Origin of the sequence: Kitasatospora sp. NPDC057015 (assembly GCF_042673745.1) — a bacterium.
Taxonomy (GTDB): domain Bacteria; phylum Actinomycetota; class Actinomycetes; order Streptomycetales; family Streptomycetaceae; genus Kitasatospora.
In genome coordinates this window covers 58,796-76,813 of sequence record NZ_JBHUSG010000019.1, presented here as the reverse complement: position 1 = coordinate 76,813, position 18,018 = coordinate 58,796, and the positions used below count along the sequence as shown (strand labels likewise).

The window sequence follows — 18,018 nt, the reverse complement described above, 5'->3', positions numbered from 1 at the left end:
TGGGGGCCCATCCGGGCACGTGGTGGCACGTCGGGCCCGGGGCGGGCCGGCGGAACGCTTCTCGTACGACTGAATCCTTCGCCCATGTGCGGTAATCGGCCCGCTCCGATGGGAGGGTGGGGAAATCCGTGCCGCACTGTGGTCAAAAGACGGTCGATTTCCTTCCGGTCTTGTACGGGCGGGTTCGGCGAAGTTCACAGGTCGGCTGTGTACGGTGGGCTGGAGTCCTGCGGAGCAGGCCGGCTGACGGGAGGGCATGGCGTGGTGGTGACGGAGGAGTTGGCCGACGAACTGCCTGCCGAGGCGGTGGAGGAGGCCAAGGCCCGCGCGGCCACCCTGCTGCTGGCCTTCCGGCACGGCAACCAGCTGGCGTACGACCACGCCCTGGACCGGCTCTTCGAGGAGCACGCCGAACGCGAGGTGGCCACCCTGCTGGTCTGGATCGCGGCCGAGGCGGTCCGCAAGGCCTACTCGCCGGAGGTCGGCGACCGGGTGCTGCGCGGGCTGGCCCGGCGCGCGCCCGCGGACACCTCCGGCGTGGCGATCGACGAGGAGACGGCGGACGCGGCCCGGCTGCTGGAGGCCGTCGAGGCCGGCGAGGCCGCGGTGGTGCGCGGCATGGTGGCCGCCACCGCCGACACCACCTTCCTGCTGGGCGGGCTGCTGCAGGCGGTGGCGATGATGCTGCCGCTGCTTCCGGAGGGCGAGGCCCGTGAGGTGGTCGCCGAACTCCGGCGCCGCCACTGCGGCCCGGCGCCGGAGATCCCCGAGGCCAGGGCCGGGGCGTAGCGCGGACCGCCGTACCGGCCGCCCCGGGGTGCGGGCCGGCCGGTACGGGACGCACCGACGGTGCGGGCGTCCGGATGTCGCGGGCGCTGCGGGGCGGAGCTCAGGTACCTGCGCGCCGCCCCGCGTCACCGGTCACGGCATCGCGTGCAGGTGGCTGCCGACGGTGTTGGCGACGGGGCCGCCCGCCTTGGCGTCGTGGTTGGTCGACCAGGTCATCGCGCCGCCGATGCCGGGCCACTTGGTGTCGGGCTTGAAGGTGCCGCAGTTCGTGCCGGCCGCCAGGCAGTCCAGCGCGTTGTTCACCACGCTCGCGCTGACGTAGCCGCCGCCCGCCGCGGCGGTGGAGGCGGGCACGCCGAGGCCCACCTGGCTGGGGTTGAGTCCGCCCTTGAGCTGGATGCAGGCCAGTGCGGTCAGGAAGTTCACGGTGCCCTGCGAGTAGACGTTGCCGTCGCAGCCGAGCATCGAACCGGAGTTGTAGTACTGCATGTTGACGATGGTCAGGATGTCCTTGACGTTCAGCGCCAGCTTGAAGTACTCCATGCCGGTGGACTGCATGTCGATGGTCTGCGGCGCCATGGTCAGGACGAAGCCGCTACCGGCCTTGCCCGCCAGGGTGTGCAGGGCCTGGCCCATGTAGGTGGCGCTGACGCCGTTCTCCAGGTCGATGTCGACCCCGTCGAAGCCGTACTGCTGCATCAGCGTGTAGGCGGTGTTGGCGAAGCTGGTGGCGGAGGCCGAACTGTTCACCGCGATGGTGCCGTTCTGCCCGCCGATCGAGAGGACGACCTTCTTGCCGGCCGCCCGCTTGGCCGCGATGTCGGCCTTGAACTGGGCGTCGGTGTACCCGCCGAGGCGGGAGGAGAGGGTGCTGTCCAGGGTGAAGCTGATCGCTCCCTGGGTGGCCGTCGCGTCGGCGAAGGAGACCGCGATGATGTCGTAGGCGGCGGGCACGTCGCTGATCCGCTGGACGGTGGCGCCGTTGTCGAAGTTCTGCCAGTAGCCGGTCAGCAGGTGCTTGGGCAGGCCGGGGCCGGTCGAGGTGGCCGTCGGGGTCGGGGTGGTGGCGGTCGGGGTGGGCGTGGTGGCGGTCGGCGAGGGGCTGATCGTCGGGGTGGGGGTCGCGGGGGGCGACGAGCTGCCCGTCGGGGTCGGGGTCGGGGTGCCGGGCCCGATCAGCGAGACGTTGTCGACCAGGTAGGAGCCCTGGCCGTACCAGCCGTGGACGTAGACGGTGACGCTGGTGGTGCTCGCCCCGGTGGTGAAGGTGGTGCTGAGGTTGTTCCAACTCGTGCTGCTGGACCAGGTGCTGGGATCCGTGCTGCCGGTGCCGCGGGCACCGAGGTAGACGTACGGGCCCTGCACCTCGGAGCGCAGGGTGTAGGTGGAGGACGGCTTCACCGTGACGGTCTGGGCGCACTCGCCGGTGTCGCTGCTGGTCGGGGTGACGCGCAGCGCGGTCGAGGGGTGGTCCGCCGGGGTGGTGGGCGTGGTGCCGGCCGGGCAGTTCCAGTTGGTCAGGTGATTGCCGTACTCGAAGCCGCCGTTGGCGATGAGTTCGACGTCGGCGGCCTGGGCGCCGCCGGTCGACAGGACGAGGCTGGTCAGGCCGAGGGCGATCGCCGCGGTGCCGGCGAGCACGGTGTGGACGCCGCGGGCGCGGCGGTGTCGGGCAGGTTGCATGACTCCATCTCCAGTGGGGGAGGCCGGCCGACCCGGTGGGGGTGGGGCGTGCCGGGTGTCGATGGTGCGCGCGGGAGCGTCCGACGGTTCAAGTCACCGGTGGATCCGGGTACTTGCCTCACAAGGTGGAGTAGACCAATCCGGCTGTCAAGAGTGCGGTGCGGCCCGCGCCGCCTCGGCGCCCGCCCCGGTGGTCGCCACGCCGGTCGCCCCGGTGGTCGGCCGTGCGGTCGGTCGGGCGCCGCGCCCTCCTCGGGCGCACCGCCGCGCGTGCGGTGGTCGGCCGTGCGGCCCGCCGGGCGGCCCCGGCGCGTCGGCGCGGTTCCGGCAGGGGGAGTCGCCGCCCCCGGCCGGGCTGCCTGTCGGCGCCCGCCGCACCCGCGGTCACGGCGATGGAGCCGGCGCGGCCGGGAAGTCCGGCGAAGCACCCTTTCGGCCATAAAGTGGACAAAACGGAAACGGGCCCGGTGCGCCCACCTCCCGGCGGCGTCCGGCCTCCCGGCGGCTCCGTAGACTGGCCCCGTGAGCGACAAGGCCGAGCAGAACCCGTACACCATCCGCCCCGAGGGCGCCGAACCCTCGGACGCCCTGCGCGAGGTCGAGCAGGAGCTGGCCGGCCGCTGGCCGGAGAACAAGCTGGAGCCCTCGCTCGACCGGATCGAAACACTGATGGACATCCTCGGGCAGCCCCAGCGGGCCTTCCCGTCGATCCACATCACCGGTACCAACGGCAAGACCTCCACCGCCCGGATGATCGAGCGGCTGCTCAACACCTTCGAGCTGCGCACCGGCCGGTACACCAGCCCCCACGTGGAGTCGGTGACCGAGCGGATCAGCCTCGACGGCACCCCGATCAGCCCCGAGCGCTTCGTCGAGACCTACCGCGACATCGAGCCGTACGTCCGGATGGTCGACGAGGCCCAACCGGTGCCGATGTCCTTCTTCGAGGTGCTGACCGGCATGGCCTACGCGGCCTTCGCCGACACGCCGGTGGACGTCGCGGTGGTCGAGGTCGGGATGGGCGGCTCCTGGGACGCCACCAACGTCATCGACGCCGCCGTCTCGGTGATCACCCCGATCTCCCTCGACCACACCGACAAGCTCGGCGGCACCACCGGCGAGATCGCCGTCGAGAAGTCCGGGATCATCAAGTCCGGCGCGATCGCGGTCGTCGCCCAGCAGCAGCTCGACGCGGCCCAGACCGTGCTGAAGCGTGCGGTCGAGGTCGACGCGACGGTGGCCCGCGAGGGCATGGAGTTCGGCGTCCGCCACCGCGAGGTCGCCATCGGCGGGCAGCTGGTCACCCTGCGCGGGCTCGGCGGCGAGGACTACGAGGACGTCTTCATCCCGCTGCACGGGGAGCACCAGGCCCAGAACGCCTCGCTGGCGCTGGCCGCGGTGGAGGCCTTCTTCGGCGTCGGCGGCGCCCGCGGCGGCAAGCTCGACGTCGACAAGGTCCGCCAGGCGTTCTCCGGAGTCAGCTCGCCCGGCCGTCTGGAGGTCGTCCGGCGCAGCCCCACCATCCTGCTGGACGCGGCCCACAACCCGGCCGGCGCCGAGGCCACGGTTGCCGCGGTCGGCGAGGCCTTCGGCTTCACCAAGCTGGTCGGCGTGATCGCGACCAGCGGCGACAAGGACGTCTCCGGTCTGCTGGCGGCCTTCGAGCCGCTGCTCTCCGAGGTCGTGATCACCCAGAACTCGACCCACCGCCGGATGCCGGTGGACGAGCTGGCCGCCGTCGCGGTCGAGATCTTCGGCGAGGACCGCGTCCAGGTCGAGCCGCGGCTGGACGAGGCGATCGACGCCGCCGTCACGCTGGCGGAGGAGGACGGCGACCTCGGCGGCTGCGGCGTGCTGGTCACCGGTTCGGTCATCACGGTGGGCGAGGCGCGCCTGCTGCTCGGAAGGAAGTGACATGAGGACGCTCTGTTCCTCGACGCTGATCGGCGAGGTACTGCTGATCATGTTCGCCGGACTCGTGGCCACCCGGCTCACCGACGTCTCCGGTGCCACCATCTGGACGGTCAGCGCCATAGCGATGGTGCTCTGCGTCCTGCTCTGCGGCATGATCACCCGCCCCGGCGCGGTGGCGGTCGGCTGGGCGCTGCAGATCGGCCTGGTCGCCAGCGGTTTCCTGCTCCCGACGATGTTCGGCCTCGGCCTCGTCTTCGCCGCCCTCTGGTGGTGCTCGGTGCACTACGGCCGGCGGATCGACGAGATCAAGGCCGCCCGGGAGGCGCAGGCCGCGGGGAGTGCCGGGGCGGCAGTAGTAGCCTGACGCCGCGCCCGCGATCGCCGCGGGCGCCGTCCCGATCATCGGCGCCCCCGCGGGTCGGGGCCGGTCCGCCCCGGGCGGGTCAGCGGGGGCGGGCCGATGAGCTGCGCCGCTCACGCAAGGTAACCTTTCGGGTGAGCCCGCCTACACCATGCCGAACCGATTCTCCTGGAGCCGCACCGTGTCCCAGCGCACTCTCGTCCTGCTCAAGCCCGACGCCGTGAAGCGCGGCCTGGCCGGCGAGATCATCAGCCGCATCGAGCGGAAGGCCGGCTGGCAGCTCGCCGCCGTCGAGCTGCGGACCTTCGACCGGGCGACGCTGGAGCAGCACTACGAGGAGCACGTCGGCCGCCCGTTCTACGAGCCGCTGCTGGAGTTCATGACCTCCGGCCCCTCGATCGCGCTGATCGTCCAGGGCGAGAACGTCGTCCCGGGCATCCGCGCGCTGGCCGGTGCGACCGACCCGCTGCAGGCCGGCCCGGGCACGATCCGCGGCGACTTCGCCACCATCACCCGCGAGAACCTGATCCACGCCTCCGACTCGGAGACCTCCGCCGAGCGCGAGATCAAGATCTTCTTCCCCTCGCACGCGTGAGCGGGGCCCCGGCCGGCCACCCTTGAGCCGGCCGGGGCATTCTTATCCTCAAATACGGAACTCCGGGCTCCGACACGGCGTCCCAATCCTCGTAGAAGCGATCACGGCCCCGACAATGGGTGCTATCCCGTCCACCTCCGTCCACCCCGGCGGTCGTGGCTACGATGGACACAACTCATGGGCCCGGTACGGCTGCTCAGCTGGTGTCCGCCCTGTCACGGGCGTGCGCGATCGGTCCACTCCCCGCCATTGACTCCGAGCCCGGGAAGGCACACCAACCCCATGGCCAACAACCTGTCGTTCATCGGCCGTGACATGGCGATCGACCTCGGCACTGCCAACACGCTGGTGTACGTCAGGGGCAAGGGGATCGTCCTCAACGAGCCTTCCGTGGTCGCCGTCAACACCAACACCGGCGGCATCCTCGCGGTCGGCTCCGAGGCCAAGAAGATGATCGGCCGGACCCCCGGCAACATCGTCGCCATCCGCCCGCTCAAGGACGGCGTGATCGCCGACTTCGAGATCACCGAGCGGATGCTCCGCTACTTCATCCTCAAGATCCACCGGCGCCGCTACCTGGCCCGCCCCCGGGTCGTGGTCTGCGTCCCGTCGGGCATCACCGGAGTGGAGCGCCGCGCCGTGATCGAGGCCAGCTCGCAGGCCGGTGCCCGCCAGGTGCACATCATCGAGGAGCCGATGGCGGCCGCGATCGGTGCGGGCCTGCCCGTCCACGAGGCCACCGGCAACATGGTGGTGGACATCGGCGGCGGCACCACCGAGGTCGCGGTCATCTCGCTCGGCGGGATCGTCACGGCGCAGTCGATCCGGGTGGCCGGCGACGAACTGGACAACGCGATCGTGCAGCACATCAAGAAGGAGTACTCGCTCCTGCTCGGTGAGCGCAGCGCCGAACAGATCAAGATGAGCATCGGCTCCGCCTTCGCGCTGGAGGGCGAGAAGGACGAGCACGCCGAGATCCGCGGCCGGGACCTGGTCAGCGGCCTGCCCAAGACCGTGGTGATCTCCGCGGCCGAGGTGCGCGAGGCCATCGACGAGCCGGTGAACTCCATCATCGACGCCGTCAAGACCACCCTCGACCAGTGCCCGCCGGAGCTCGCCGGCGACGTGATGGACCGCGGCATCGTGCTCACCGGCGGCGGCGCCCTGCTGCGCGGCATGGACGAGCGGCTGCGCCGTGAGACCGGCATGCCCATCCACATCGCGGAGAACCCGCTCGACTCGGTGGCGCTCGGCGCCGGCAAGTGCGTCGAGGAGTTCGAGGCGCTCCAGCAGGTGCTCGACGCCCAGCCGCGGCGCTGAGCAACCACCAGCCGTACACGGACGTCCCTGACACGGACGGTCTTTCAACTGAAGGGCCCTCACCAGCCCACAGCCCGGTGGGGGCCGGCACCAGGACTCGGACGAAGGGGCAGCTCCAGCACCGTGAGGGACACACGAGAGAGCCGCTTGTTGCTCATCCTGCTGGTGGCCGTCGCCTTCGCACTGATCACCGTGGACATCAAGGGCGGCGAGAGCTCCCCGCTGGGCGGCGCCCGGCGGGCCGCCGCCGGAGTCCTCGGACCGGTCGAGCGGGGCGCGGCCTCGGCGGTCGACCCGGTCGCGGACACCGTCCGCGCGTTCCGGGAGGCCGCCACCCACCGGGGCCGCACCGACCAGCTCAACCAGGACAACACCGAACTGAGGCAGAAGCTGGCCTCCTCCGACGCCGCCGCCGGTCGCACCAAGCAACTGGACGACATGCTCCGGACGGCCGGTGCCGGTGGATACACCGTCAAGGCCGCCCAGGTCATCGCGATCGGGCCGGCCCAGGGCTTCTCCTGGACCATCACCGTCGACGCCGGCAGTGACGACGGCCTCACCCGCGACATGACGGTGATCAACGGCCAGGGCCTCGTCGGCCGGATCACCACCGTCGCACCGACCACCGCCACCGTGCTGCTCGCCTCCGACCCCGGCTTCAGCGCCGGCGCCCGGCTGGAGGGCAGCGGCGAGATCGGCTTCGCCTCCGGTCAGGGCACCGGCCCGATGAGGGTCTCGCTGCTGAACGGCCGGGCCCAGGTCAAGGAGGGCGACCGGATGGTCACCTTCGGATCGCAGAGCGGGCGCCCGTTCGTCCCCGGCGTGCCGATCGGCAAGGTGGTGGAGGTCGAGGCGACCCCGGGCCAGCTCACCAAGACCGTGCTGGTCGAGCCGTACGTCCAGTTCACCCGGCTGGACCTGGTCGGCGTGGTGGTGGTTCCGCCGCGCACCGACCCCCGTGACGCCGTCCTGCCGCCCGCCGGCGCCGCCGCCCAGGCACCCGCCGCGCCCGCGGCCCCGGCCGCCGCCGCTCCGCCCGCCAGTCCCGCAGGGGGGAACTGACCATGCGTCTCACCCGGATCCCGGTCTCCGCCGTCCTGATCCTGCTCGGCCTGGTCCTCCAGGTCAGCGTGTTCGGCCGGCTCCAGCTGCCCGGTGCCACCCCCGACGTCCTGCTGCTCGTGGTGATCGGCCTCGCCATGGTGTACGGCCCGACCGGCGGCTGCCTGGTCGGTTTCGCGGCCGGTCTGCTGGCCGACCTCGCCCCGCCGTCCGACCACGCGATCGGCCGCTACGCGCTCGTCCTGTGCCTGATGGGGTACGCCGCCGGGCTGCTGCGCGGCGAGCACGGACGCCAGCGCTCGGTCGGCGGCGCGCTGCTGGTGGTGGCCGGGGCCGCGGTCGTCTCCACCCTGCTGTACGCGATGGTCGGCGCCCTGGTCGGCGACACCGCGGCCCGGCACGTCGGCCTGACCGGCCTGGTCGTCAGCGCCGTGATCTACGACCTGCTGCTGGCCCCCTTCGTGGTGCCCGTGGTGATGCTGGTCGCCCGCCGCTTCGAGCACGACCCGGTGGCGGCGGCGAACGGCGACAGCGCCGGCAACGGCGCGAACCTGGGCACGCTCACGCGCTACCGCACCACCCGGGAGGCCTCCGCCGGCCCCTCGTACGGCAAGAAGAAGCGCGGCCTGGGCCTGGCCAAGCGCCCGTAGCCCGCCCCGACGCGAGCCCGCGCGGCTCGTCGAACCACCGCCCGAACCCTCGCCCTCTGGAGCGCACGCGACGTGAGCAACATCCCCGAGACCGGACGAACCCGGCGGGTGACGATCCGTCTGGTGGTCCTGCAGATCCTGGTGTTGTCCCTGCTCGCCACCCTCGGCGGGCGGCTCTGGTACCTGCAGATCCGCAGCGCCAGCGAGTACACCGCCAAGGCGACCGGAAACCACATCCGCGAGGTGGTGGAGCCGGCCGTGCGGGGCGAGATCCTGGACGCCTCGGGCCGCATCCTTGCCGCCAACGAGGCCCGGCTGGTGGTCTCGGTCAGCCGCACCTCGCTGCTCCAGCAGAAGGACGGCGGCAAGGGCGTGCTCGGCCGGCTCGCCGAGGTGCTCGGCATGCCGGCCAAGGACCTCCAGGAGAAGGTCCGGCTCTGCGACGCCAAGACGCCGCAGCCCTGCTGGAACGGTTCTCCCTACCAGCCGATCCCGGTCACCAAGGAAGCCACCACCCAGCAGGCCATGCAGATAATGGAACGCCGCGAGGACTTCCCCGGCGTGACCGCGCAGCCCACCGCCGTCCGCCACTACACCGGCGTCGAGGGGGCCAACGCGGCCCAGGTGCTCGGCTACCTCTCCCCGGTCACCGACGACGAGGTCACCAAGAGCGCCGACAAGAGCGGCCGGGACCGCTACCTGCCGGCCGACCAGATCGGCCGGGCCGGCCTGGAGTCGGTGTACGACGGCGACCTGCGCGGCACCGCCGGCATCACCAGCCTGGAGGTCGACAACCTCGGCCGGGTGATCGGCACCGCCGGGACGGTCGAGTCGCAGCCCGGCAACAACCTGGTCACCAGCATCGACGCCCGGGTCCAGAAGGTCACCGAGGACAACCTGCTGCAGGCCATGGCGGACGCCCGCAAGGTCTTCGACAAGAACTCCAACCGCAACTACGAGGCCGACTCCGGCGCCGCGGTCGTGATGGACGTGCACACCGGGCGCATCGTCGCGATGGCCAGCGCGCCGTCCTACGACCCCAACCTCTGGACGGGCGGCATCTCCGGCAAGGACTACCAGGCCCTGACCAGCAAGGACTCCAACTTCCCGCTGCTGAACCGGGCCATACAGGGTCAGTCCGCACCCGGCTCCACCTTCAAGGTGGTCTCCACCGCCGCCGCCGCCCAGGCCGGCTACTCGCTCACCGGCAACTACCCCTGCCCGAGCAGCCTGACCATCGGCGGACGCGAGTTCAAGAACTACGAGAGCCAGGGCTACGGCTCGATCACCCTGGAACGCGCCCTGGAGGTCTCCTGCGACACCGTGTTCTACGGTCTCGCCTACGACCAGTGGATGAAGGACGGCGGCATCAAGCCGAAGAAGGACCCGGGCGACTGGTTCTTCAAGACCGCCCACCAGTTCGGCCTCGGCGCCAAGACCGGCATCGACCTGCCGGCCGAGGCCCCCGGCCGGGTGCCCGACCGCCAGTGGAAGCAGTCCTTCTACGACAACAACAAGGACGCGTGGTGCCGGCAGGCCGAGAAGGGCGGCAAGGAGTACAGCGACCTGATCGCCAAGGAGAACTGCGTCGACGGCAACGTGCTGCGTGCCGGTGACGCCGTCAACTACGCGATCGGGCAGGGCGACACCCTGGTCACCCCGCTCCAGATGGCTCGGATCTACTCCGCCCTCGCCAACGGCGGCACGCTCTACCGCCCGACCATCGGCAAGGCCGTGATGAGCCCGGGCGGCGACCTCGTCCGCGAGATCGCCCCGCACGAGGACGGCAAGCTGCCGACCGAGGCCAAGACCCTGGAGTACATCGACCAGGCCACCGCCGGCGTCGTCGCCACCGGTACCGCCGCCTGGAAGTTCACCGGCGCCGGCTGGCCGCAGGGCAAGATCGAGCTGCACGCCAAGACCGGCACCGCCGAGGTCGAGGGCAAGCAGACCACCTCGTACCTGACCACCTACAGCCGCGACTACGCGATCGTGATGACGATGAGCCAGGGCGGCACCGGCTCCGGCGGCTCCGGCGACGCCGTCCGGCGCATCTACCAGGCGCTGTACGGCGTGGACGACAAGGGCAACGTCGACACCGGCAAGGCACTGCTGACCAAGCCGCAGGCCGAACTGCCCAAGTTCGGCCCCGACGGCACCGCCATCGTCAAGCCCGCCGCGTACACCTACGAGCACCCCGCCTTCGCGGACCCGGCGCAGCCCACCGGCGGCCCCGCGTACTGGACGGCGGCGGGCCCCGCGCTCGAACCGACCCGCAGCACCTGGAACGGCAGCTCCGGAAGGGGCCGGTGATGACCTCCTACGGCTCGTACCGCCAGATCCGGCTCTCCCCGCAGCGCGGGGCGGTCTCCAAGGCACTCGCCAAGGACTCCCCGCTGCGCAAGCTCGACTGGATACTGATACTGGCCGCGCTGGTGCTGTCGCTGGGCAGCGCCCTGCTGGTCTGGTCGGCCACCCGGGGCCGCGACAACCTCACCCACGGCGACCCGCAGTACTTCCTCTACCGCCACCTCACCAACCTGGTGATCGGCCTCGCCCTGTGCGCGGTGGTGATCGGCATAGGGAGTCGGCGGTTCCGCACGCTGGTGCCGTTCGTCTACGTCGCCGTGATGCTGATGCTGGTGGCCACGCTCAGCCCGCTGGGCTCCACCATCAACGGGCAGCACTCCTGGATCCAGTTCGGCGGCGGCTTCTCGATGCAGCCGGCCGAGTTCGCCAAGCTGGCGATCGTGCTCGGGATGGCCGTGGTCATGTCCGCCCGGGTGGACGCCGGCGACCGCGAGTTCCCGGGGGACCGCAGCGTCTTCCAGGCCCTCGTCGCGGCGACCGTCCCGATGGCGATCGTGATGCTGATGCCGGACGCCGGGTCGGTGATGGTGATGGCCGTCATCGTGCTGGGCATCCTGCTGGCCTCCGGCGCGGCCAACCGCTGGACGTTCGGACTGCTGCTGGCCGGCATCGGCGGCTGCGTCGCGATCTGGAAGCTCGGCGTGCTGAGCAAGTACCAGATCGACCGCTTCGCCGCCTTCGCCAACCCCGCACTGGACCCGTCCGGCGTGGGCTACAACACCGCCCAGGCCCGGATCGCGATCGGCTCCGGCGGACTCACCGGCAAGGGGCTGTTCCACGGCACCCAGACCACCGGCCAGTTCGTCCCCGAGCAGCAGACCGACTTCGTGTTCACGGTGGCCGGCGAGGAACTCGGCTTCCTCGGCGCCGCCGCGATACTGCTGCTGCTCGGCGTGGTGCTCTGGCGGGCCTGCCGGATCGCCCGGCACGCGACCGACCTCTACGGCACCATCGTGGTCGCCGGCGTCGTCGCCTGGTTCGCCTTCCAGGCCTTCGAGAACATCGGGATGTGCCTGGGCATCATGCCGGTCGCCGGCATCCCGCTGCCGTTCGTCAGCTACGGCGGTTCGTCGATGTTCGCCGTCTGGGTCGCGATCGGGCTGATGCAGGCGGTGCACAGCCAGCGGCCGATAGGGGTCTGAACCCCGGCTCCCACCCGGCCGGCGGTGCTGCTGCGGGGCCTCTTGCCTAGGCCCGGCCGGCGGCGCCGGCCGTCGGCGTCGCGGCGTCCAGGACGGCCGGCAGCAGGCCGGGGAAGAGGGCGTCCAGGTCCTCCCGGCGGAGCGCCATCAGCCGCCTGGTGCCCTCGATCCTGGTCCAGGTCACCCCGGCCTCGCGCAGGACCTTGAGGTGGTGCGAGAGCGTCGACTTGGAGAGCCGGACGTCCAGCTCGCTGCAGTACCGCTCGCCGGCCGCGCCCAGCTGCGCCACGATGGCCAGCCGGACCGGGTCGCTCAGGGCGTGGAAGAGTCCGGCGAGCTGGATGTCCTGGCGGGCGGGATGGCTCGGGATGCGCACTGCGGTCTCCTGTCCTGCCCCGGCCCCGCCACCTCCGGGTCTCCTGCTGCGGGCGTCCTGCTGCGGGCCGCCGGGGCGGCGGCCGGCCGGCGACGGCGATTCTACGGCGCGGGCCCGGTGCCCCTCGGGGCGCCCGCCACCACGCCCGCCGCCACCACGCCCGCCGCCACCATGCCCGCCGCCGCCATGCCCGCCGCTACCAGGAGTCCCAGTGCGCGATCCGCCCGGCGGCGACCCTGGGCCCCCGTCGGAAGTCGGTGCCGATGGTGTGGGCCAGCGGCACCAGTGCGGCCTGCACGGTGGTCTCGTAGGGGATGCCGAGGAGTTCGGCCGCCTCGCGCTCGTAGTGCAGGTGCGGGGTGGTCCAGGCGGTGCCCAGGCCGCGTGAGCGCGCGGCGAGCATGAACTGCCAGACGGCCGGCAGGATCGACCCCCAGGTGTTGGCCTGGCCGACGTGCGTCGCGGTCTCCTGCCGGTCCTCGACCCGCACGCAGGGCACCACCAGCACCGGCACCTCGTGCAGGTGGTCGAACAGGTGCTGGGCGCTGTCGGCCAGTCGGAGCCGGCGGGCCGTGTCGTGCAGGGTCCGGTCGACGCCCGTGCCGGCGACCCGCTGGCGGGGGCTGACCAGACCCCGACGGTAGAGGTCGGCGAGCAGGGCCCGCCGGGCCGGGTCGGTGACGATCACGAAGTCCCACCGCTGCCGGTTCCGGCCGGTGGGTGCCTGGATCGCCAACTCCAGGCATTCCTCGATCAGTTCACGCGCCACCGGGCGGTCGAGGTCGAGCCGCCGGCGCACCGCGCGCGTGGTGGTGAGCAGGTCGTCGACGGACAGGTCCGGGCGTGTCATGAGGCCGTCTCCTGGTGAGCGTGCGTCAGAAATCGTGCTTGCGTGAGGCGTTGTGCATTTTCTATTGTTCGAGAACCATAGAACATTGGAACCAGCCTTGGAAGGGCGTGACGCCGTGCACCCCGACGACCCCCGGCTCTCCTGGGACGGCATCAGTGGCTGGGAGCCCGGCCCGGCCGGCCTGCTGCCGCTGCGCATCCCCCAGCAGCGGATCGCGACCGCGCTGTCCGCCAACTTCGCGCGGCTCGCCCGACTACCGGCCGGCGCCCGCTTCGCCGTCCGCACCGACGCCCCCGAACTCGTCCTGGAGCTGGACGCCGAAGCCGGCCCCGCGCCCCTCGACGTCCGGCGGGACGGCGAACTGCTGCACCGCACCCACCTCGCCGGCGGCCCGCAACGCCTCGTCCTGCCGCTGCGGCCCGGCGGGGCGGTCCGTGAGGTCGAGGTCTGGCTCCCGCACCTGAGCGAGACCCGCCTGCGCTCCGTCGACCTCCCGGGCCACCGCGCCCTGGAGCCGGTCGCGCGCACCGGCCCGCGCTGGATCGCGTACGGCAGCTCGCTCACCCACGCGATGTTCCCGGCCGGCCCCTCGGAGAGCTGGACCGCCCTGATCGCCGGCCGGGAGGGCTGGCGGCTGCGCAACCTCGGCTTCGCCGGCGAGGCCTACCTCGACCCGGTGGTCGCCCGCGCCGTCCGCGACACCCCCGCCGACCTGATCACCCTGGAGATCGGCACCAACGCGTACATCCGCAGCGTGTTCACCGCCCGCAGCTGGGGATCCGCGCTCTGCGGCTTCGTGGAGACCGTCAGGGACGGGCAGCCGGACACCGCGATCGCCGTGATCACCGCCCTGCCCTCGGTGGACCGCGAACAGGTCGTGAACACCGCCGGCGTCACCCTGGCCGGGATCCGGCGACTGACCGCCGACGCCGTCCGGGTGCTCCAGCGCCTCGGGGACGAGCGACTGCACCTGGTGGACGGTCTCGCCGTCCTGCCGGTCACCGACGCCGACGACCTCTACGCGGACGGACTGCACCCCACGCCCGAGGGGGAGCACCAACTCGCCCGCCGGGTGACACCGTTCCTCCGGGCGATCCCGCTCGGAGGATAGCCCCCGACGCCCGGGCCCGCCGCTCGGCCGGCGCGGGGGGACGCGGGCACGGGAGGCGCGGGCACGGGGGCCCGGGAGTGCGAGGCCGCCGGGGAGCGCGGGATCGTCCCGTCCGGACGCCCCGGCGGTTCGGCTACCCTTGAGGGTCACCCCAGTTCCTGTCGTAAGGGTTCCTAGTTACATGACTGTCGAATCGGTCTTCCCACGCCTGGAGGCCCTCCTCCCGCACGTCCAGAAGCCGATCCAGTACGTCGGCGGCGAGCTCAACTCGACCGTCAAGGACTGGGACGCCTGCGACGTCCGCTGGGCGCTGATGTACCCCGACGCCTACGAGGTCGGCCTCCCCAACCAGGGCGTCATGATCCTGTACGAGGTGCTCAACGAGCGCGAGGGCGTGCTCGCCGAGCGGACCTACAGCGTCTGGCCCGACCTCGAAGCGCTGATGCGCGAGCACCGCGTGCCGCAGTTCACCGTGGACGCGCACCGCCCGGTCAAGGCCTTCGACGTGTTCGGGCTCTCCTTCTCCACCGAGCTCGGCTACACCAACATGCTCACCGCCCTCGACCTCGCCGGCATCCCGCTGGAGGCCAAGGACCGCACCCTCGACGACCCGATCGTCCTCGCCGGCGGCCACGCGGCCTTCAACCCCGAGCCGATCGCGGACTTCATCGACTGCGCCGTCGTCGGCGACGGCGAGCAGGCCGTCCTCGACATGACCGAGATCATCCGCGCCTGGAAGGCCGAGGGACGCCCCGGCGGCCGTGACGAGGTGCTGCTGCGCCTCGCGAAGACCGGCGGGTTCTACGTGCCGCGGTTCTACGACGTCGAGTACCTGCAGGACGGCCGGATCGGGCGGGTCGTGCCCAACCGGGCCGGCGTGCCGTGGCGGGTGTCCAAGCACACCGTCATGGACCTCGACGAGTGGCCCTACCCCAAGCAGCCGCTCGTCCCGCTCGCCGAGACCGTGCACGAGCGGATGTCCGTCGAGATCTTCCGAGGCTGCACCCGCGGGTGCCGCTTCTGCCAGGCCGGCATGATCACGCGCCCCGTGCGGGAGCGAAGCATCACCGGCATCGGCGAGATGGTCGAGCGCGGACTCAAGGCGACCGGCTTCGAGGAGGTCGGCCTGCTCTCGCTGTCGAGCGCCGACCACACCGAGATCGGCGACATCGCCAAGGGCCTGGCCGACCGCTACACCGAGGACAAGATCGGGCTGTCGCTGCCCTCCACCCGCGTCGACGCCTTCAACATCGACCTCGCCAACGAGCTGACCCGCAACGGTCGCCGCTCGGGCCTCACCTTCGCCCCCGAGGGCGGCAGCGAGCGCATCCGCAAGGTGATCAACAAGATGGTGTCGGAGGAGGACCTGATCCGCACCGTCTCGACCGCCTACGGCAACGGCTGGCGCCAGGTGAAGCTGTACTTCATGTGCGGCCTGCCCACCGAGACCGACGAGGACGTGCTCCAGATCGGCGAGATGGCGAAGAACGTCATCCAGAAGGGCCGCGAGGTCACCGGCCAGAACGACATCCGCTGCACCGTCTCCATCGGCGGGTTCGTGCCCAAGCCGCACACCCCCTTCCAGTGGGCCCCGCAGCTCTCCGCCGAGGACACCGACGCCCGGCTGACCAAGCTGCGCGACTCGATCCGCGGCGACCGCAAGTACGGCAAGAACATCGGCTACCGCTACCACGACGGCAAGCCCGGCATCGTCGAGGGCCTGCTCTCGCGCGGCGACCGCCGCATCGGCGCCGTGATCCGCGCCGTCTACGAGGACGGCGGCCGCTTCGACGGCTGGCGCGAGCACTTCAGCTACGACCGCTGGATGGCCTCCGCCGAGAAGGGCCTGGCCGGCACCGGCGTCGACGTCGACTGGTACACCACCCGCGAGCGCACCTACGAGGAGGTGCTGCCCTGGGACCACCTGGACAGCGGCCTCGACAAGGACTGGCTCTGGGAGGACTGGCAGGACGCCCTGGAGGAGGTCGAGGTCGACGACTGCCGCTGGACGCCGTGCTTCGACTGTGGCGTGTGCCCTCAGCTCGGAACCTCCATCCAGGTGGGGCCCACGGGGCAGAAGCTTCTGCCGCTGAGCGTGGTCAAGAACTAGCGTGCGCCAGGAGGCCGCCCCGTCGTCCGAGGGGGCGGCCTCCTGCCGTTACGGCTCGGGGAACGAGTCGCCCTTGACCACCAGGCGCTCTGCCACGTCCTTGGGGACGGCCAGTTCCAGGAGGACCTCGGGAGCCCTGGCCTTGGGGATCTTGGCCCGGTGGACCCGGCAGACGAGCCCGGCGCGGCGCAGATCCCGGGCCATCTCTTCCCGTCCGCCCCGTTCCCAGCGCTTGCGAAAGGTGTCGCCGTTTCCGACCTGCACCCATCGGTCCTCTGCGGATTCCGGGCCGAGTGCGTTCAGCTGGGCGATCAACCTGTCCAGGTGTTTTTGCGCTTGCTCGCGGGCGAAGGCGTTGCTGGTGAAGCGTCCCGATGGCTCCAGCTCGGCCATGTATCCGGCGATGCCGTCTTCGAGGGCTCTCCTCCGCTCTCGCCCGTCTGCTCCCGCCACATACTCCCGGACACGGACCGGCTCCTCACCCAAGGCGCTCATGACCTGGTCGAACAGTCGACGGTAGATGACCTCAGGATCCGGTGCGCCCAGGCCGCCACTCGGACAGTTCCGGCAGCGAAGGTACTCGTAGGTGCGCTGCTTGCCCCTGGTCCGGTGCACTGTCATATGGGTGGCGCAGTCCGCGCACACCAGAACTCCCAGGAACCGGGTGGCGCCACCAGGAGCCCTGGCCGGTTGGGCCTTCGCGCGTGAATCCAGAGCCGTCTGGAGCGCCTGCCACTCGGATTCCGTGAAGACTCCGTCGGCAACCCTGACGACCTTGCCGTCCCTGCCGCGGACAATCTTCGACCGGCGGGCTCCACCGGTCTTGTCCTCCGTCACGCGAAGTCCGAGCAATGCCGGGTTCCGCAGCCTGTGCAGCAAGGTACTGGCGGTCCACCGCCCGCCGCCACCAGTGGGTATGCGGGCCCGCGTGAGCACAGTGGCCATGCGGCGAGCCGACACTCCGCGCAGGGCCGCGCCGTGGCACCAGCGCAGGACACGGCGGGCCCCCTCATCGACGACGAGTTTGCCGCCACCGTCGGCTGTGTAACCGTACGGCGGCTTTCCGACGAGCCAGTCCGCCTGGGTCCTGGTGTAGTTCCAGAGGCTGGCTACACGGGTACCGGTTCCGGCGGCCTCGATCTCCGCCACGCCGGCGAGGATCTCGGCCGTCGCGATGCCCGTCGGGGTGGAGAGGTCGATGGCCTCGTGGCGGGAGACGAGGTTCTTCTGATGCCTCAGGCACCAGTCGATCATCACACTCAAGTCGCTGAGGCGGCGGACGAAGCGGTCGAGCTTCCAGAAGAGAAGTACGTCGAAGTCGGGAGCACGTTCGTTGAGCCAGCTCCCCAACTCCCGACGTCTCCAGGGCGAAACCTTGGTCGCTGACACGTTGAGGTCGCTTGCAACGCCGACAACGCGGTAGCCCCGCTCCAGGGCGAGAACGCGCAAGTCGAGCTCCTGTCGGACCGGCGACGTGCTCTCGGCGGTGAGGGTCGAGAGCCTGATCGACAGCAGTGCCCGCGGTGCATCGTCCGGGAGTGACGTGTCCCTCCGGTTCAACTCCTCCAGCAGCGCCAGATCAGGCTCCCGCCAATGGGTCACGGCGGTCCGTATTCCTGCCTCGTTCTTGGGTTGCTCGTGCATATCCCTCCAACGGCCGCCGGTCCTTGTCGGTTATGGGTGTG

General features: G+C 71.3%; 15 protein-coding genes. 11 read left to right on the top strand and 4 right to left on the bottom strand.

Going from position 1 to position 18,018, the window contains the following annotated elements; genetic code table 11:
- Nucleotides 1-261 precede the first annotated feature (261 nt).
- The gene (locus ACFTWP_RS19645; protein WP_380265865.1) at nucleotides 262-789 is read left to right on the top strand and encodes a hypothetical protein; all 528 of its coding nucleotides are present in this window, start codon (nucleotides 262-264) and stop codon (nucleotides 787-789) included.
- 132 nt (nucleotides 790-921) lie between these two features.
- Here ACFTWP_RS19645 and ACFTWP_RS19640 read toward each other — a convergent pair whose 3' ends face one another.
- Nucleotides 922-2,472, bottom strand: a complete 1,551-nt coding sequence (locus ACFTWP_RS19640; RefSeq protein ID WP_380265864.1) for a chitinase — start codon at nucleotides 2,470-2,472, stop codon at nucleotides 922-924.
- Between the two features lie 522 nt (nucleotides 2,473-2,994).
- On the opposite strand from ACFTWP_RS19640, the gene ACFTWP_RS19635 reads away from it, so the two are divergent.
- The 8 genes from ACFTWP_RS19635 (at nucleotide 2,995) to rodA (ending at nucleotide 11,886) form a co-directional block, all read left to right on the top strand.
- Complete coding sequence (locus ACFTWP_RS19635; RefSeq protein ID WP_380265863.1) at nucleotides 2,995-4,386, top strand: bifunctional folylpolyglutamate synthase/dihydrofolate synthase; 1,392 nt, start codon at nucleotides 2,995-2,997, stop codon at nucleotides 4,384-4,386.
- 1 nt (nucleotide 4,387) lies between these two features.
- The gene (locus tag ACFTWP_RS19630; RefSeq protein WP_380265862.1) at nucleotides 4,388-4,750 is read left to right on the top strand and encodes a DUF4233 domain-containing protein; all 363 of its coding nucleotides are present in this window, start codon (nucleotides 4,388-4,390) and stop codon (nucleotides 4,748-4,750) included.
- A 178-nt stretch (nucleotides 4,751-4,928) separates the two neighbouring features.
- Entirely contained in the window at nucleotides 4,929-5,342 is a 414-nt protein-coding gene (gene ndk, locus ACFTWP_RS19625) for a nucleoside-diphosphate kinase (RefSeq protein WP_380265861.1), read from the top strand.
- Nucleotides 5,343-5,636: 294 nt separating this feature from the next.
- The gene (locus ACFTWP_RS19620) at nucleotides 5,637-6,662 is read left to right on the top strand and encodes a rod shape-determining protein (protein WP_380265919.1); all 1,026 of its coding nucleotides are present in this window, start codon (nucleotides 5,637-5,639) and stop codon (nucleotides 6,660-6,662) included.
- A 123-nt stretch (nucleotides 6,663-6,785) separates the two neighbouring features.
- Entirely contained in the window at nucleotides 6,786-7,724 is a 939-nt protein-coding gene (mreC, locus tag ACFTWP_RS19615) for a rod shape-determining protein MreC (RefSeq protein ID WP_380265860.1), read from the top strand.
- A 2-nt stretch (nucleotides 7,725-7,726) separates the two neighbouring features.
- Nucleotides 7,727-8,374 carry a rod shape-determining protein MreD gene (mreD, locus tag ACFTWP_RS19610; protein ID WP_380265859.1) on the top strand — a complete coding sequence of 216 codons (648 nt, stop codon included), beginning with the start codon at nucleotides 7,727-7,729 and terminating at the stop codon, nucleotides 8,372-8,374.
- Nucleotides 8,375-8,446: 72 nt separating this feature from the next.
- Nucleotides 8,447-10,687 (top strand): penicillin-binding protein 2, encoded by a 2,241-nt coding sequence (gene mrdA, locus ACFTWP_RS19605; RefSeq protein ID WP_380265858.1) that lies wholly within the window; start codon nucleotides 8,447-8,449, stop codon nucleotides 10,685-10,687.
- On the top strand, nucleotides 10,687-11,886 hold the full coding sequence (gene rodA / locus ACFTWP_RS19600) for a rod shape-determining protein RodA (RefSeq protein WP_380265857.1): 1,200 nt from the start codon (nucleotides 10,687-10,689) through the stop codon (nucleotides 11,884-11,886). The genes mrdA and rodA overlap by 1 nt, the downstream gene beginning before the upstream one ends.
- A gap of 46 nt (nucleotides 11,887-11,932) precedes the next feature.
- On the opposite strand, the gene ACFTWP_RS19595 is transcribed toward rodA, so the two are convergent.
- Both ACFTWP_RS19595 and ACFTWP_RS19590 read right to left on the bottom strand, forming a co-directional pair.
- Nucleotides 11,933-12,262: an ArsR/SmtB family transcription factor gene (locus ACFTWP_RS19595; RefSeq protein ID WP_380265856.1), complete on the bottom strand. Its 330-nt coding sequence runs from the start codon at nucleotides 12,260-12,262 to the stop codon at nucleotides 11,933-11,935.
- Between the two features lie 196 nt (nucleotides 12,263-12,458).
- Complete coding sequence (locus ACFTWP_RS19590) at nucleotides 12,459-13,112, bottom strand: nitroreductase family protein (RefSeq protein ID WP_380265855.1); 654 nt, start codon at nucleotides 13,110-13,112, stop codon at nucleotides 12,459-12,461.
- A 97-nt stretch (nucleotides 13,113-13,209) separates the two neighbouring features.
- Between ACFTWP_RS19590 and ACFTWP_RS19585 the strand changes: the two genes are divergently transcribed.
- Both ACFTWP_RS19585 and ACFTWP_RS19580 read left to right on the top strand, forming a co-directional pair.
- Nucleotides 13,210-14,223 (top strand): GDSL-type esterase/lipase family protein, encoded by a 1,014-nt coding sequence (locus ACFTWP_RS19585; protein WP_380265854.1) that lies wholly within the window; start codon nucleotides 13,210-13,212, stop codon nucleotides 14,221-14,223.
- Nucleotides 14,224-14,404: 181 nt separating this feature from the next.
- Nucleotides 14,405-16,333 (top strand): TIGR03960 family B12-binding radical SAM protein, encoded by a 1,929-nt coding sequence (locus ACFTWP_RS19580; protein WP_380265853.1) that lies wholly within the window; start codon nucleotides 14,405-14,407, stop codon nucleotides 16,331-16,333.
- Nucleotides 16,334-16,381: 48 nt separating this feature from the next.
- Here ACFTWP_RS19580 and ACFTWP_RS19575 read toward each other — a convergent pair whose 3' ends face one another.
- Nucleotides 16,382-17,977: a recombinase family protein gene (locus ACFTWP_RS19575; protein WP_380265852.1), complete on the bottom strand. Its 1,596-nt coding sequence runs from the start codon at nucleotides 17,975-17,977 to the stop codon at nucleotides 16,382-16,384.
- Nucleotides 17,978-18,018 lie beyond the last annotated feature (41 nt).